15 protein-coding genes and 1 pseudogene are annotated in these 15,024 nt (G+C 66.4%); 6 read left to right on the forward strand and 10 right to left on the reverse strand.

Features of this window, described 5'->3' with window-relative positions; translation table 11 throughout:
• Positions 1-141: 141 nt before the first annotated feature.
• On the reverse strand, positions 142-1,143 hold the full coding sequence (locus B3E94_RS08050) for an NADP-dependent oxidoreductase (protein WP_236236135.1): 1,002 nt from the start codon (positions 1,141-1,143) through the stop codon (positions 142-144).
• Between the two features lie 305 nt (positions 1,144-1,448).
• Here B3E94_RS08050 and B3E94_RS08055 point away from each other — a divergent pair, with 305 nt between their 5' ends.
• Positions 1,449-2,210 (forward strand): SDR family oxidoreductase, encoded by a 762-nt coding sequence (locus tag B3E94_RS08055; RefSeq protein ID WP_286913018.1) that lies wholly within the window; start codon positions 1,449-1,451, stop codon positions 2,208-2,210.
• Here B3E94_RS08055 and B3E94_RS08060 read toward each other — a convergent pair.
• On the reverse strand, positions 2,197-3,360 hold the full coding sequence (locus tag B3E94_RS08060) for an MFS transporter (RefSeq protein WP_286913019.1): 1,164 nt from the start codon (positions 3,358-3,360) through the stop codon (positions 2,197-2,199). The two genes, B3E94_RS08055 and B3E94_RS08060, sit on opposite strands and share 14 nt — an antisense overlap.
• A 226-nt stretch (positions 3,361-3,586) precedes the next feature.
• On the opposite strand from B3E94_RS08060, the gene B3E94_RS08065 reads away from it, so the two are divergent.
• From B3E94_RS08065 to B3E94_RS25520, 3 genes and pseudogenes are all read left to right on the forward strand, one after another.
• Positions 3,587-4,984 (forward strand): PLP-dependent aminotransferase family protein, encoded by a 1,398-nt coding sequence (locus tag B3E94_RS08065; protein ID WP_286913020.1) that lies wholly within the window; start codon positions 3,587-3,589, stop codon positions 4,982-4,984.
• A gap of 971 nt (positions 4,985-5,955) precedes the next feature.
• Positions 5,956-6,132, forward strand: a pseudogene (locus B3E94_RS25515) (hypothetical protein); the annotation flags it as partial.
• A 204-nt stretch (positions 6,133-6,336) separates the two neighbouring features.
• Entirely contained in the window at positions 6,337-7,041 is a 705-nt protein-coding gene (locus B3E94_RS25520; protein WP_414708139.1) for a methyl-accepting chemotaxis protein, read from the forward strand.
• A gap of 105 nt (positions 7,042-7,146) precedes the next feature.
• Here the strand turns inward: B3E94_RS25520 and B3E94_RS08075 are convergent, their stop codons facing one another.
• Positions 7,147-8,337, reverse strand: coding sequence for a benzoate/H(+) symporter BenE family transporter (locus B3E94_RS08075; RefSeq protein WP_176518171.1), 1,191 nt, complete (start codon positions 8,335-8,337; stop codon positions 7,147-7,149).
• 145 nt (positions 8,338-8,482) lie between these two features.
• On the opposite strand from B3E94_RS08075, the gene B3E94_RS08080 reads away from it, so the two are divergent.
• The gene (locus B3E94_RS08080) at positions 8,483-9,085 is read left to right on the forward strand and encodes a glutathione S-transferase family protein (RefSeq protein WP_236236141.1); all 603 of its coding nucleotides are present in this window, start codon (positions 8,483-8,485) and stop codon (positions 9,083-9,085) included.
• A gap of 118 nt (positions 9,086-9,203) precedes the next feature.
• On the opposite strand, the gene B3E94_RS08085 is transcribed toward B3E94_RS08080, so the two are convergent.
• The 5 genes from B3E94_RS08085 to B3E94_RS08105 form a co-directional block, all read right to left on the reverse strand.
• A complete protein-coding gene (locus tag B3E94_RS08085) occupies positions 9,204-9,569 on the reverse strand; it encodes a glutaredoxin (protein ID WP_286913023.1) in 366 nt (121 codons plus the stop codon).
• A 59-nt stretch (positions 9,570-9,628) separates the two neighbouring features.
• Positions 9,629-10,174 (reverse strand): GTP cyclohydrolase I FolE, encoded by a 546-nt coding sequence (gene folE, locus B3E94_RS08090; RefSeq protein ID WP_008093613.1) that lies wholly within the window; start codon positions 10,172-10,174, stop codon positions 9,629-9,631.
• Positions 10,175-10,244: 70 nt separating this feature from the next.
• A complete protein-coding gene (locus B3E94_RS08095; protein ID WP_176512013.1) occupies positions 10,245-10,805 on the reverse strand; it encodes a Smr/MutS family protein in 561 nt (186 codons plus the stop codon).
• A gap of 142 nt (positions 10,806-10,947) precedes the next feature.
• On the reverse strand, positions 10,948-11,268 hold the full coding sequence (locus B3E94_RS08100) for a hypothetical protein (RefSeq protein WP_176512014.1): 321 nt from the start codon (positions 11,266-11,268) through the stop codon (positions 10,948-10,950).
• A gap of 72 nt (positions 11,269-11,340) precedes the next feature.
• Complete coding sequence (locus B3E94_RS08105; RefSeq protein ID WP_176512015.1) at positions 11,341-11,931, reverse strand: cysteine hydrolase family protein; 591 nt, start codon at positions 11,929-11,931, stop codon at positions 11,341-11,343.
• A gap of 179 nt (positions 11,932-12,110) precedes the next feature.
• On the opposite strand from B3E94_RS08105, the gene prmB reads away from it, so the two are divergent.
• Entirely contained in the window at positions 12,111-13,019 is a 909-nt protein-coding gene (gene prmB, locus B3E94_RS08110) for a 50S ribosomal protein L3 N(5)-glutamine methyltransferase (RefSeq protein WP_176512016.1), read from the forward strand.
• A 115-nt stretch (positions 13,020-13,134) separates the two neighbouring features.
• On the opposite strand, the gene B3E94_RS08115 is transcribed toward prmB, so the two are convergent.
• Both B3E94_RS08115 and B3E94_RS08120 read right to left on the reverse strand, forming a co-directional pair.
• The gene (locus tag B3E94_RS08115) at positions 13,135-13,923 is read right to left on the reverse strand and encodes a hypothetical protein (protein ID WP_286913025.1); all 789 of its coding nucleotides are present in this window, start codon (positions 13,921-13,923) and stop codon (positions 13,135-13,137) included.
• A gap of 81 nt (positions 13,924-14,004) precedes the next feature.
• Positions 14,005-14,967, reverse strand: coding sequence for an alpha/beta hydrolase (locus B3E94_RS08120; RefSeq protein ID WP_286913026.1), 963 nt, complete (start codon positions 14,965-14,967; stop codon positions 14,005-14,007).
• Positions 14,968-15,024 lie beyond the last annotated feature (57 nt).

A 15,024-nucleotide genomic window follows, 5' to 3' on the forward strand; every position in this document is an offset into this window, starting at 1 on the left:
TTGGAGCACTCGATGGTTGGGGTGATCTTGATCATGTTGTTTCTCTGCAAATCCCAGGCACTGGTTTCAGTGGCGATGGGGGATCTTACAAGATCTGGGTGAGCCTTGCCTGCGAAAGGGCGGGCAAGGCGTGCCTGAAACTCAGACCTTCAGCACCAGCTTGCCGAAATTCTCCCCGCTGAACAGCTTGAGCAGCGTCTCCGGGAACGTCTCCAGCCCCTCCACCACATCTTCCTTGCTCTTGACCTTGCCACTGGCCAGCCACCCGGCCATCTCCTGCGCCGCCTTGCCGTACTCCTTGGCATGGTCGGTGACCACGAAGCCTTCCATGCGCGCGCGGTTCACCAGCAGCGCCAGGTAGTTGGCCGGGCCTTTGACCGCTTCCTTGTTGTTGTACTGGCTGATCGCCCCGCAGATGACGATGCGGGCCTTGAAGTTGATGCGGGTGAGCACCGCGTCGAGGATCTCGCCTCCGACGTTGTCGAAATACACGTCCACGCCCTTGGGGCATTCGCGCTTGAGGCCGGCGAGCACGTCCTCGGCCTTGTAGTCGATGACGCCGTCGAAGCCCAGCTCATCCTTGAGGTACTGGCACTTCTGCGCGCCACCGGCGATGCCGACCACGTGGCAGCCCTTGAGCTTGGCGATCTGGCCAACGATGCTGCCCACCGCGCCGGCTGCACCGGAGATGACCACGGTATCGCCGGCCTTGGGCTGGCCAACTTCGAGCAGGGCGAAGTAGGCGGTCATGCCGGTCATGCCCAGGGCCGAGAGGTAGCGCGGCAGCGGGGCAAGCCTGGGGTCGATCTTGTACAGGCCCTGGGGTTGGCCGGTGAAGTAGTCCTGCACGCCGAGGGCGCCGCTGACGTGGTCGCCGGGCTTGTAGTCGGGGTGGTTGGAGGCCACCACTTCGCCCACGCCCAGGGCGCGCATCACCTCGCCGAGGGCCACGGGTGGGATGTACGACTTGCCTTCGTTCATCCAGCCGCGCATGGCCGGGTCCAGCGACAGGTACAGGTTGCGCACCTGGATCTGCCCCGCGCCCGGCGCCTGGGCGGGCACCGTCTCGAAGGTGAAGTCGTCGCGGCGCACGGCGCCGACCGGGCGTTTGGCTAGCAGGAAGCGGCGGTTGCTCTGGCTCATGGCGGGGTCCTTGTGGGCAGGGGTACAAGAAGGCAATTTAACCGGGTGATGCTCATTGGTCTGCAAAATCACTGGTAAGCATGGTAGCCCAACCGTTGCCCTGATGATGCTGCCCAGCCAGGCGGTGGGCTGACTAGACTCTGCCCGCTACGGCGCTATCTCTTGTAGGAGCGGCCTTGTGTCGCGAAAGGGGCGCGAAGCGGCCCCAGCTTCTTGATTCGCTGCAAAACCGCTGGTGCTGCTGCGCAGCCCTTTCGCGACACAAGGCCGCTCCTACAAAAACCGCATATCTACAGGAGCAGACGATGAGCATGACCTTTTCCGGCCAGGTAGCCCTGGTCACCGGCGGCGCGGCCGGTATCGGCCGCGCCACGGCACTGGCCTTTGCCCGCGAGGGGCTGAAGGTGGTGGTGGCCGACCTGGACCCTGTGGGCGGTGAGGCCACGGTGGCGCAGATTCGCGAGGCTGGCGGCCAGGCGTTGTTCGTGGCCTGTGATGTGACCAAGGACGCCGAAGTGCGCCACTTGCATGAGCAGGCCATTCAGGCCTACGGCCGCCTGGACTACGCCTACAACAACGCCGGCATCGAGATCGAGCAGAGCCGCCTGGCCGAGGGCAGCGAAGCCGAGTTCGACGCCATCATGGGGGTCAACGTCAAGGGCGTGTGGCTGTGCATGAAGTACCAGCTGCCGCTGCTGCTGGCCCAAGGCGGCGGCGCAATCGTCAACACCGCCTCGGTGGCCGGGCTGGGTGCGGCGCCGAAGATGAGCATCTACAGCGCCTCCAAGCATGCGGTGATCGGCCTGACCAAGTCGGCGGCCATCGAGTATGCCAAGAAGGGCATCCGGGTGAATACCGTGTGCCCGGCGGTGATCGATACCGACATGTTCCGCCGCGCCTACGAGGCCGACCCGCGCAAGGCCGAGTTCGCCGCCGCCATGCACCCGGTCGGGCGCATCGGCAAGGTCGAGGAAATTGCCAGCGCGGTGCTGTACCTGTGCAGCGATGGGGCGGCGTTCACCACCGGCCACAGCCTGACCGTGGACGGCGGCGCTACTGCAATCTGAGTGGCTCGGCGCGGGCGCTGTCGCGGGCACTCCACAGCAAGGCGACAGCAACGGCGGCGCACCCCAGCACCAGCACCGCGCCAAACACCAGCAGGGCCACCCGCGACCCCAGCCGGTCACTCAGCACCCCGGTGAAGATCACCGGCAAGCTGAAGCCCAGGTAGGCCAGCAGGAAGAACCCGGCACTGGCCCGGGTCTTCTCGCGGCCGGCCAGCTGGTTCACCGCTGCCAGCCCGCCCAGGTAGATGAACCCGTAGCACGCGCTGCTCGCTGCCACCGCGCCCAACAGCACGGCGCTCAGTTGCCCGCGGTCTGCGCCCCAGGCCAGCAGCGCGTAGCTGCACGGCAGGATGGCCAGGCCCAGCAGGGTGGCCTTGGCATTGGCCAGGCGCCGCGCCAGCGGCTGGAACAGCAGGCCGCAGCTGATCACGCAGAAGGTCGAAAAGCCCGACCAGTGACTCAGGCCGTGCTGGCGCAGGATGCCTGGAAGCAGGGCGATGACCAGGCCCACGCACGCCCAGGCCAGCAGGATGGCCAGGCCATATACCACGCTGCCGGCCGGGTAGAGGGGCAGGCGCAGCATGGCGCTGCGTTGCTTGGGGCTGGGATCGGGCAGGCGCCAGACCAGCACCAGGGCAATGGCCGCGAGCATGATTTGCAGGTGGAAGCTGCCGGGCGTGAGGCTCGGGCCGCGCAGCAGAAACAGGCTGGTCAGCGCCGCGCCAAGGCCAAAGCCCAGCGAGGTGCTGGCGGTGACCCAGTTGGCAGCGCGGGCGCTGCTATCGGCACCCATCAGCTCGCCCATGTAAGCGGTGGCGGTGGCCGAGGCCAGGCCAGTACCGAGCCCCAGGCACAGGCGCGCCAGGCCCAGGGTCTGCAGGCTGGGGGCGAGCAGCATGAGCAGGGTGGCGAGCATCGACAGCAGCAGGGCCGCCAGCACCAGTGGCCGGCGCCCGACCCGGTCGGCCAGGCCCCCCAGGGCCAGCAGCACGGGCAGCACGCCCAGCACATAGCCGGAGAAGGCCACGGCGGTGGCGCCGGCGCCTTGGCCAGAGAGGTCGGCGTAGGTGATGTAGAGCGGGGCCTGCAGGTTCACTGCCAGGGTGATCAGGCAGAGGGCGAAGGCCAGCAGGGCAGGGTTGGAGGGCATGGGGCTGATCCTGGTTTGGGGTTGTCTTTGCCGGCCCTTTCGCGGGGCAAGCCCGCTCCCACAGGTACTGCACAGCTTTTCAATCCTGTGGTGTACCTGTGGGAGCGGGCTTGCCCGCGATAGGGCCGGTACTGACACCTTGCTATCCGGCCACCCCCCCCAGCAAGGCACACACATCCCCCATTTATGTTTAACTGTTCGCTCAAAACAGCCGAACACTCAAGCCATGCACTTGCCCCTCGACCGCCAAAGCCAAACCCCCCTGGTGCAGCAACTCACTGACCACCTGCAAACCTGGATCGAGCAGCAGCGCTTGCGCCCCGGCACCCGTCTGCCGTCGATTCGCACCCTGGCCCGCACCCAGGCCGTGAGCGCCTCCTGCGTGATCGAAGCCTACGATCGCCTGGTCGCCGGCGGCTGGCTGGAGGCGCGCCACGGCACGGGTTTTTTCGTCGCCGAGCGCAAGCTGGGGCAGGCCCTGGAGGACCTGCCGGTCTGGGGTGAAGCCGGGGACGGCAGCTGGCGCCAGTTCCGTGAGGGCCACGAGCAACTGCTCAAGCTCGGCTGCGGCTGGCTGCCCACCGCCTGGCGCGCGGACGCCGAGCTGGCCCAGGCGATCCGCCAGGTAAGCCGCGGCAACGCCCAGGAGCTGTTCGACTATTGCCCGCCGCTGGGCCTGGCCAACCTGCGCCTGCAACTGCACAAGCGCCTGGCGCGCCTGGACATCAACGCAGGGCCTGAACGCATCCTCACCACCCAGGGCGCAAGCCATGCCCTGGACCTGCTGGTGCGCACCCTGCTGCGCCCCGGCGACACGGTGCTGGTGGAAAACCCCGGCTACTACAACCTCTACAACCTGTTGCGCCAGCACCAGGTGCACATGCTGCCGGTGCCGCGCACGGCGGTCGGCCCGGACCTGGCAGTGCTCGAACGGCTGCTGGCCGAACACCGCCCGCGCTGCCTGTTCATCAACAGCCTGTACCAGAACCCGACCGGCACCAGCCTCACGCCCAAGGTGGCCTACCGACTGCTGGAGCTGGCGCGCGAGCACGACCTGCGCATCGTCGAGGACGATATCTATGCCGACTTCCAGGAAGGCCCGGCCACTCGCCTGGCCACCTTGGACAGTGAACAGCGGGTGATCTACATGGGCAGTTTTTCCAAGACCTTGAGCAGTTCGCTGCGCGTCGGCTACCTGGTGGCCGACCCGCCACTGCTGGCGCGCCTGGCCGAGCTGAAGATGGTCACCGGCATCGGCACTTCGCGCTTCGCCGAGCAGGTGGTGGGGCAGATGCTGGCCACGGGCAGCTACCGCAAGAGCGTGCAGCGTCTGCGCCTGCGCCTGGGGCAGCACATGGCCAAGCTGCTGGGGCAACTGGAGCAATACGGCTGGGAGGTGTTCTGCGAGCCATTGGGCGGCATGTTCGTCTGGGCGCGGGTGCCTGGGCGCGATTTCGCCAGCCTGGAGCGGCTGGCGGGCGAACAGGCAGTGCTGCTCACCCCCGGCAGCGCCTTCGATTACCACGGCCAGCCCAGCGACTGGCTGCGGATCAATGTCGCCTATGGGCAGGACTCGCGCGCCCAAGCCTTCCTTCAGCACGCAGGGCGACCTCCAGCACGCTGAAAACGACACGCACATAGCCATTTGACACTATTGTGACCTCAAGCGCTTGTGCGTGGGCTGGCAAGGTTGCCACGCTTGGCCCTCGGGAAAACCTGACAAAGTGAAGGGGATCGGCGATGGCGGCGAGCAGGCACGGTGTTCTGGCCAACCTGGGCATGGCCCGCAAGATGGGCCTGGGCTTTGCCCTGGTGTTGCTGCTGACCCTGGCGGTGGCGGGTATCGGCATCGCGGCCTTGCACAGTGTCGGCCAGCGCTTCGACAGCCTGCGCGAGCTGGGCCAGTTCAACACCGACCTGCTGCGCCTGCGCCAGCACGAGCAGGCTTTTGCCCTGCGCTCCGACAGCGAGCAGGCCGAGGCCTTGCGCAGCGGCTTGCGCAACCTGAGCGAACGCGCCCGCGGTTTGCCGGCGCTGGCGGCCGCCGAAGCGGACCTTGCGGCCTATGGCCAGGCGTTCGACGCCTTCGTCGAGGTGGTGCAGGCCAAGGAGCTGGCGCTGGACATGGCCAGCTGGTCGGTGTCCAGCGTGGCCAACAACCTCGATGTGATGCAGGCGGGGTTGGCCGACGATGGCGCTTACACCCTCAAGCAGTCCCAGGGCCAGCAAGGCAGTGAATTCCTCGAGCAATCGGCGCAGGTGTCGCAGGTGCCGCGGCTGATGCTGCAGGCCATGGACCAGGCCCGGGTGCGCCTGGAGCAGAGCCGCAAGGGCGATGCGGACGCCAGCCAAGGGCGTATCGCCCAGACGCTCGAGGCAGCGGCGTTGGTCGAGCAGCTCAAGGCGGCGGTGGCCGATGCCGGTTACCAGGGCGTGCTGGGCGAAGTGGCCGGCCACATCGCCAGCTTCTCCGACAAGCTCAACGAGTACACCGACCTGCTGGGCAAGGAGCAGGGCCTGAAGGTGCAGTTGCAGGCCAGCGCCGAGCAGGTGACCGGGCGGGTCGAGCAGGCCTATGTGGGCGAAGAACAGGCGATGCAGGGTGAGCTGGCGCGCAATGCCGTGGCCATTGCGGCAGCCACCGGCCTGGCGCTGCTGGTGGGCGTGCTGGCCGCCTGGTTGATCACCCGCGCGGTGGTCGGCCCGCTCAAGCGGGTGATCGCCCGCGCCCAGCGCATTGCCGCCGGTGAGCTGGGCCTGGAGCCGGAAGCGCCGCGCAACGATGAAGTCGGCCAGCTGCTGCAAGCCATGCAGCATATGGCCGCTGGGTTGTCGGGCATTGTCAGTGGCTTGCAGCAGGGCATCGAGCAATTGGCCGGCAGCGCCCAGGCGCTTTCGGCCGTCACCGAACAGACCAACCGCGAAGTGGGCAGCCAGAAGGAAGAAACCGAGCAGGTGGCCACCGCCATGCAGCAGATGACCGCCACCGTGCACGATGTGGCGCGCAATGCCGAAGAGGCGGCGCTGGCCGCCCAGGCTGCCGATGCCAAGGTCGATTCCGGGCAGCAGGTGGTGCGCCAGAGTATGCAGCGCATCGAGCAGCTGGCAGCGGCGGCGGAAACCGCCAGTGTCGGCATCGACAGCCTGAGCGCCGAGATCCATACCATTGGCGATGTGCTGGCAGTGATCAAGAGCGTGGCCGAGCAGACCAACCTGCTGGCGCTCAATGCCGCGATCGAGGCGGCGCGGGCGGGCGAGCAGGGGCGCGGCTTCGCGGTGGTGGCCGATGAGGTGCGCGCCTTGGCCCGGCGTACCCGGCAATCGACCGAGGAGATCGAGCGCCTGGTCGCCAGCCTGCGCGGCAACGCCCAGCAGTCGGTGGCGCAGATCCGCGGCAGTACCGAGCTGGTGCGCCTGGCCGTGGCCGATGCGCTGCATACGGAAAGTGCGTTGGGCAGCATCGCCGGGGCGGTGTCGTTGATCCAGCAGATGAACCAGCAGATTGCGGCGGCGGCCGAGCAGCAGAGTTCGGTGGCCGAGGAGATCAGCCGCAGCGTCACGCAGATTCGCGAGAGTGCCGATCAGGCGGCGCTGGCGATGCAGGGCAATGCCCAGTCCAGTGTCGAGTTGGCGCAGCTGGGCAGTGACTTGAAGGGGATGGTGGGGCATTTCCGTTTGTGAATGCCTGGCCCTATCGCCGGCAAGCCGGCTCCCACAGGTAACGCGCAATGCTCAATGTGGGAGCCGGCTTGCCGGCGATAGGGCCGGTACAGGCGATACAAACCTTCAGCCCTTGCGCGGGCTCAGGATCAGCAAGGTCAGCACCCCGGCAACGATCCCCCAGAACGCCGAGCCGATCGAGAACAAGGTGAACCCCGACGCCGTCACCATGAAGGTAATCAGCGCCGCCTCACGTTCGCGCGCCTCGCCCATGGCCACGGTCAGCCCGTTCATGATCGAGCCGAACAACGCCAGTGCCGCGATCGACAGCACCAGCTCCTTGGGCAGCGCCGCGAACAACGCCGCCAGCGTGGCGCCGAACACCCCGGCAATGCCGTAGAAGATCCCGCACCACACCGCCGCGGTGTAGCGCTTGCTCGGGTCTTCATGGGCATGTGGCCCGGTGCAGATGGCCGCACTGATCGCCGCCAGGTTGACCCCATGCGAGCCGAACGGTGCCAGCAGCAGCGAGGCAAAGCCGGTGGCCGAAATCAGCGGCGAGGCCGGCACCTGGTAGCCATCGGCGCGCAGCACGGCCACGCCGGGCATGTTCTGTGAGGTCATGGCCACCACGAACAGCGGAATGCCGATGCTGATGGTGGCGGCCAGCGAGAAGCTCGGCGTGGTCCACACCGGGGTGGCCACCTCCAGCTTGAAACCGCTGAAGTCCAGCAGGCCCAGGGCACCGGACAACGCAGTGCCGACCAGCAACGCGGCCAGCACGCAGTAACGGGGCGACAGGCGCTTGACCAGCAGGTAGCTGAAGAACATACCCAGCACCAGCAGCGTGCGGTGTTGCGCGGCGACGAAGATCTCGCTGCCGATCTTGAACAGGATGCCGGCGAGCAAGGCTGACGCCAGCGAGGCGGGGATGCGTTTGACCAGGCGCTCGAAGCTGCCGGTCAGGCCGCAGATGAGCACCAGCACCGCACAGGTGATGTAGGCGCCGATCGCTTCGGGGTAGCTGACCCCGCCCAGGCTGGTGATCAGCAGCGCCGCGCCCGGTGTCGACCAGGCGATGGTGATGGGCGTGCGGTAGCGCAGCGACAGGCCGATGCTGCACACCGCCATGCCGATCGACAGGGCCCAGATCCAGGAGGAGATTTGCGCGCTGGTCAGGCCCGCCGCCTGGCCGGCCTGGAACATCAGCACCAGCGAGCTGGTGTAGCCGGTGAGCATGGCGATGAAGCCGGCGACCACCGCCGACGGGGAGCTGTCTGCCAGGGGCCGCAGGCGTGCGGAGGTGGCATCGGTCATGGGAGAGGTCCTTGTCCATGTGTAAGCAGTTTTTTCAGACTAACGCGGGCCTGCTTGACCCTTGTCATACAGCGGGCATTGCTTTTAGCCGTACAGTCGCGAACTATTGGGCCCTGACGCGCAACTGCATGGGAGGGGAGGGGCGATGTACAAGGTCTATGGCGACTACCAGTCGGGCAACTGCTACAAGGTCAAGCTGATGCTGAGCCTGCTCGATCGGCCGTATCAGTGGCACCCGGTGGATATCCTCAAGGGCGAGACCGAAACGCCCGAATTCCTGGCCATGAACCCCAACGGCAAGGTGCCGGTGCTGCAGCTCGAGGATGGCACCTGCCTGTGGGAGTCCAACGCGATTCTCAACTTCCTGGCCGACGGCAGCGAGTTCCTGCCCAGCGAGCCGCGCTTGCGCACCCAGGTGCTGCAGTGGCAGTTCTTCGAGCAGTACAGCCATGAGCCGTACATTGCCGTGGCGCGGTTCATCCAGTTCTACCTGGGCCTGCCGGACGAGCGTGTGGAGGAATACCGCAAGCTGCACAAGGGTGGCTACAAGGCGCTGCGGGTGATGGAGCGGCAGTTGCAGATGACGCCGTACCTGGTCGGTGACCAGTACTCGATTGCCGACGTGGCGCTGTATGCGTACACCCATGTGGCCCATCAGGGTGGCTTCGAGCTGGCCGATTACCCGGCGGTGCGAGCCTGGCTGGAGCGGGTGGCCGCGCATCCTCGGCATGTGCCGATGGTCGACTGAGGCTTTACTGGCCCTATCGCCGGCAAGCCGGCTCCCACCGGTAGCCCACAATGCTCGAACTTTGTGGGCTGCCTGTGGGAGCCGGCTTGCCGGCGATAGGGCCTACGCGCTTTATCGATCAGGCGAAGCGCTCGTCCAGGTAGGCAATGATGGCCTTGGACTCGTACATCCAGGTCACCTGGCCTGCCTCCTCGATACGCAGGCAAGGCACTTTCACCCGTCCACCGCCTTCGAGCAGCGCCTGGCGGTGCACTTCATCGTTCTTCGCATCGCGCAGCGCCACCGGCACGTTCAGCCGGTGCAGCGTGCGGCGGGTCTTGACGCAGAACGGGCAGGCATGGAACTGGTACAGCGCAAGGCCCTTGGCCTGCTGCTCGACCTGCGCCTGGGCCGCGGCATCGCGCTTGCGCTTGGCCGGGCGGCTGATCCAGTCGCCGAACACGATGAGCTGGCCGAGGCCGACCCGCAAGGCTTTGACGATCATGTAGCAACTCCTGAAATGAAAAAGCCGACCCCACAGGGCCGGCTCGGGTCACGCGCCGATCACTTGATCAGGCTGAGGAACTCGCTGCGGGTGGCGGCATTTTCGCGGAACTCGCCGAGCATCACCGAGGTGAGCATGGTCGAATTCTGCTTCTCGACACCGCGCATCATCATGCACATGTGCTTGGCTTCGATGACCACGGCCACGCCGGCGGCGCCGGTGACCTGCTGTACCGCCTCGGCGATCTGGCGGCTGAGGTTTTCCTGGATCTGCAGGCGGCGGGCGTACATGTCGACGATCCGCGCGACCTTGGACAGGCCCAGCACCTTGCCCTTGGGCAGGTAGGCCACGTGGGCCTTGCCGATGAAGGGCAGCATGTGGTGTTCGCACATCGAGTACAGCTCGATGTCCCGGACCAGCACCATCTCGCTGTTATCGGAGGTGAACAGGGCGCCGTTGGTGACTTCTTCCAGCGTCTGCTCATAACCGCGGCAAAGGTACTTCATGGCCTTTGCAGCCCGCTTGGGCGTGTCGAGCAGGCCCTCACGGGAGACGTCCTCGCCGATTTGGCTGAGGATCTCGGTATAGTTCTGTTCCAGGGACATGGATCTACCTGTGGGAAAAAATCGCAAAAACGAAGGTTACGGCGGCAAAGCCTACGCTGCAAGCGTGGCGTTACTCGTCGCGGCCTTCCATCATGGTTCGCTTGAGCATTACATACACCGCCCCGGTGCCGCCGTGGCGGGCCTGGCAGGAGGTGAAGCCGAGCACTTGCGGGTGCTGGCGCAGCCAGGTGTTGACGTGGCTCTTGATCATTGGCCGCTTGCCGTCCAGGCGCGCCGCCTTGCCGTGGGTCACGCGCACGCAGCGCACTTCCAGCTTGGTGGCTTCGGCGATGAAGTCCCACAGGGTTTCGCGGGCTTTTTCCACGCTCATGCCGTGCAGGTCGAGGCTGCCTTCGAAGGCGATCTGGCCCAGCTTGAGCTTGCGGATCTGGGTTTCCTGCACGCCGTCGCGGCGCCACATCAGCTCGTCTTCGGCGCCGACGTCGATGACGAACTGGTCGGACAGCCCGTCGATCACCAGCGGCTGGTCACTGCGCACGGTCGCGGCCTGGCGCAGGCCGGCCAGCTGCTTGCGGTCGGCCTTGGGTTTGCCGATATCGGCGCGGTCGTGCTTGATCGGCTTGACGCCGCGCACCTCGGCGCTGAACAGGGAAAAATCGTCGTCTTGCATGCTGCCTCCACGTGGGCGGCGTAGTTTACGCCATCAGCCTGGTGGCGTCAGTAGCGGCCCTATCGCCGGCAAGCCGGCTCCCACAGGCTTGGCCACACACCTGTGGGAGCCGGCTTGCCGGCGATAGGGCCTGAGAAACTGTTCAGTCGTGCTTTTTCATCAGGTGCGGCGACAGGTTCAGCTCCCGCCCCCGACGCAAGCGAATACGGCTGCGCCGCCAGAACCGCACGCCGAGATACAGCAACAGCAACCCGGCCACGGTGATCACCGCGGCCAGCGGCCGGTTGGCATTGAGTTCGGCCAGCGCCGAGTAGTTGCCAAGCAGCCCGGCGAAGCCGGCCATGGCCAGCAGTACGCCGAGCGTGGCAAGCAGGGCCGACAAGCCAGCCGCCAGGCGCGCACCCCAGTTACGCGGTTGCCGTGGGCGCAGGCGCTTGGCGTCGAAACTGCCTTTTAGCTTCATTCCGATTTCCTCTGTGGACATCCGGAATTGGACCGGTCGCCTGCGTTCGGGTTCCGCCTGGCTGCCGGGCGGTCAGATCAGGCTGGCGGTAGGCGCGACACAGGCAAAGTTGTCGGCCATCACGGCCATTTCACATTCGTGGATCTGCGCAGCCGGAATCACGCGGTCCTTGAGCGCCAGGTCGCGGGTGGCCGAGGCATCTTCCACCAGGGTGCAACGATAACCATAGTCCTTGGCTCGGCGCACGGTGGTGCTGACGCTGGAATGGCTCATGAAACCGCAGACGATCAGGTCCAGGTGCCCCAGGGCCTGCAGGGTCTCGTGCAGCTTGGTGTTCTTGAAAGCGTTGGGCATGCGTTTTTCGATGACGATTTCACCCTCGCGCGGCTCGAGGCCCGGGATGAACTCGCCGGCCGGGCCTTGCGGGTCGAAACGCCCGCCTACGGTACCGAGGTGGCGTACATGGATGATCGGGCGGCCAGCCTTGCGGGCGGCGTCGAGCAACCTGGCGATGTTGGCCACGGCCTCGTCCATGCCCGACAGCGCGAGAGGGCCACTGAGGTACTCTTTTTGCGCATCGATGATGATCAGGCTGGCTTGGCTCAGCTTGGCCGGCGGGTAGTCGCGGCCAGTGAGGCGGAACATCGTGGTTGGAACGGACATCAAGGGCTCCTTGGGTAGGGCTTTTGTATACCTATTCTCCCTTGCCTTGGCGTCAATGGGAATGGTTGACATCGCAAGCGGCGTGGTTACTGGCCTGTGGCTAGCTGCGGGGCGATCCGCGGCAACAAATGTGCGGGTAGGGCTGTTAGACTTTTGTCCGGTCTGAATAGGAGTACCCCGTGATCACATCTCGTCTGCGCACGTTGCGCGACCATATCCGCTGGGCGGTCAGCCGCTTCCATGAGCACGAGCTGTTTTTCGGCCACGGTGCCGACAATGCCTGGGACGAAGCGCGCCTGCTGGTGCTCGGTGCCGTGCACCTGCCGTGGGAGGTGGCCGACGCCTACCTCGATTGCCAGCTCGAGGACGATGAGCGGGTACGCCTGCAGCACCTGCTCAAGCGCCGCATCGAAGAGCGCGTGCCCACCGCCTACCTGCTGGGTGAGGCGTGGTTCTGCGGTATGTCGTTCATCGTCGACGAGCGCGTGCTGGTGCCCCGTTCGCCGATCGGCGAGCTGATCGAGAAGCGCTTCGAGCCGTGGCTGGCCGCCGAGCCTGCGCGCATCCTCGACCTGTGCACCGGCTCCGGCTGCATCGGCATCGTTGCTGCAGAAGTGTTCCCCGAGGCTGAAGTGGTGCTGGCCGACCTGTCCTTCGAAGCGCTCGAAGTGGCCAACCAGAACATCGAGCGCCATGGCCTGGAAGCGCGCGTGTACACCGTGCAGGGCGATGGCTTCGACGGCCTGCCGGGGCAACGTTTCGACCTGATCCTGTCGAACCCGCCCTACGTGGATGCCGAGGACTTCGGCGACATGCCGGCGGAGTATCACCACGAGCCGGAGATGGGCCTGGCCTGCGGCAACGACGGCCTGGACCTGGTGCGGCGGATGCTCGCCGAGGCCGCCGAGCACCTGAGCGAGAAGGGTTTGCTGATCGTCGAGGTGGGCAACAGCCAGGTGCACGTCGAGGCGCTGTACCCCGAAGTGGACTTTGCCTGGCTGGAATTCGAGCGGGGCGGGCATGGGGTGTTCATGCTCACTGCCGAGCAGTGCAGGCAGCATCAGGAGCTGTTCAAGGCTCGGGTCTGATCGGTTGGGGCTGCTTTGCAGCCCTTTCGCGACACAAGGCCGCTCCTACACATGAACGCCGTCCCTGTAGGAGCGGCCTTGTGTCGCGAAAGGGCCGCAGAGCGGCCCCCAAGTCCTAACGCGTAGCAATCCAGATCAACAACCCCGCCTGAAACACCGCGAACGCCACCAGGCAGGTGATGGTAAAGCGCAGCCCACTGTCCTCGCGCCGGTACTTGGTCACCCGCTCATCGCGCTCGCGCAGCTGCGCTTCCTTCTCCAGCAACTGCTGCTCGGCCTGCTGCAGCATCCCGGCGGCTTCCAGCATGTCCACGCGCTGCACCTTCTCGGTATTCCAGCCATTCTTCAACTGGCTGACGGTAGCCTCCACCGTGCGGCCCTTGAGGTGCTGCGGGTCGGCGTATTCCACCTCGATACCGGTGGCGCCGAGGAAGCGGTCGCGGCGCAGGCGGGTGTCTTCGTTCAGCGCATCCTTGTTCGGCAGCGCCATCCCTTCGACCTGGTAGTTCGGCCACCGGCGCTGCAGCCATTGCACCGCCTGGCCCATCATGAAACGCCCAAGGCCACGGTTCAGCGGCTCCAGTTGCAGGCCGCTGTCGCTGCCGATGCGCACCAGCCGCTCGGCATGGTCGACGCGCACATCCAGCTGGTTCTGCTCCTTGCGCACCTTCTGCCCGGGCAGGCGGATCTCCATGCGCAGCAGGCTGTGGGCCTTGTCGTGGCGCTCGGCGTGGCCGAACTCGACGAAACGCAGCGGCCGCGCGCCGCTGTTGCGGTCGGTGGGCAGCGGCGCCAGGCGCAGCAGCTGGAAGTGTTCGACGGCAAGGTCGGCCCAGGGCAGCGGGGCGCTTTCCGGGGCTTGCGGCTCTTCGGCCGGCTCTACGGCAGCGGGGGCATCGGTCATCAGGGTGTTCTCGGATACAGGCCAATACCGAGCTTATCGGCCGTATCGCCCAGGACCTGAGGCCATTGTGCGGCGATCTCCTCAGGCCGATGGCAGCTGATGAATGAATGTCACCACGCGCTCACCGAGCTCGCGCGCCAGGGGCAGTTCCGGGTTGAGGTAGCTGTCGCGCTGCAGGCGCATTTCCTTGGGGCTGATGCGCAGCATGTGGTTCATGCCGTCGATCAGCACCAGCTGGGCGTCCGGCTTGGCCGCCTTGAGGCGTTCGGCGTCGAGCACGTCCACCTGCACATCGTTGCGGCCCTGCACGATCAGGGCGGGCATGGGCAGGCGAGCGAAGGCTTGCGCCGGGTCCTGGCGGAACAGGGTGATCAGGTAGGGCTGCACGCTGGGGCGGAACACCTGGCGCAGGGGCGCGGGCACGTCCAGGCTGGTCTGCCCGGCCTGCAGGCGGTCGAGCAGGGCGCTGCTGCGGGCCAGTTGCGCCGGCGGCAGGCGCCGCGCCAACTGCTCGCGCACCACATCGGCCATCGGCCGGCCGCTGCCGGCCAGGGTGATCACCGCGCTGGCGCCGGCCTGTTCGGCGGCCAGGCTCGCAATCAGCGCACCTTCGCTGTGGCCCAGCAGGATCAGCTGGCCGAAGCGTGGGTCGGCCTTGAGCTTGTGGCTCCAGGCGACCACATCGGCAACGTAGCGCTCGACGCTGAGGTCGCGCTCGTCGGGCGTGGCCGGCTGGCTGGCGGCCACGCCGCGCTTGTCGAAGCGCACGCTGGCGATGTGTTCGTTGGCCAGCAGCAGGGCCAGGCGCTTGAGGTTGTCGATGCGCCCCGAGGCCGGGTTGTTGCCATCGCGGTCGGTGGGGCCGGAGCCGGCGATGATCAGCACCACCGGCGGCGGCGTGGCCTGTTGCGGCAGCAGCAGGCTGCCGTGCAGCACGCCCTGGCCGGTGTCCAGGTCGATCGGCCGTTGCAGCACGGTGGGGGAGGCGGCCTGGGCAAGGCTTGCGCAGAACACGAAGAACAGGGCAACGAGGCGCGACATCATGGGGTACTACATGAGGAGATGGCAGTTTGACCCCGTCTTTGCGGGAAGGTTCGCCAG

This window comes from Pseudomonas sp. UBA6315 (assembly GCF_002438125.1).
In the GTDB taxonomy this organism is placed as follows: Bacteria; Pseudomonadota; Gammaproteobacteria; order Pseudomonadales; family Pseudomonadaceae; genus Aquipseudomonas; species Aquipseudomonas faucium.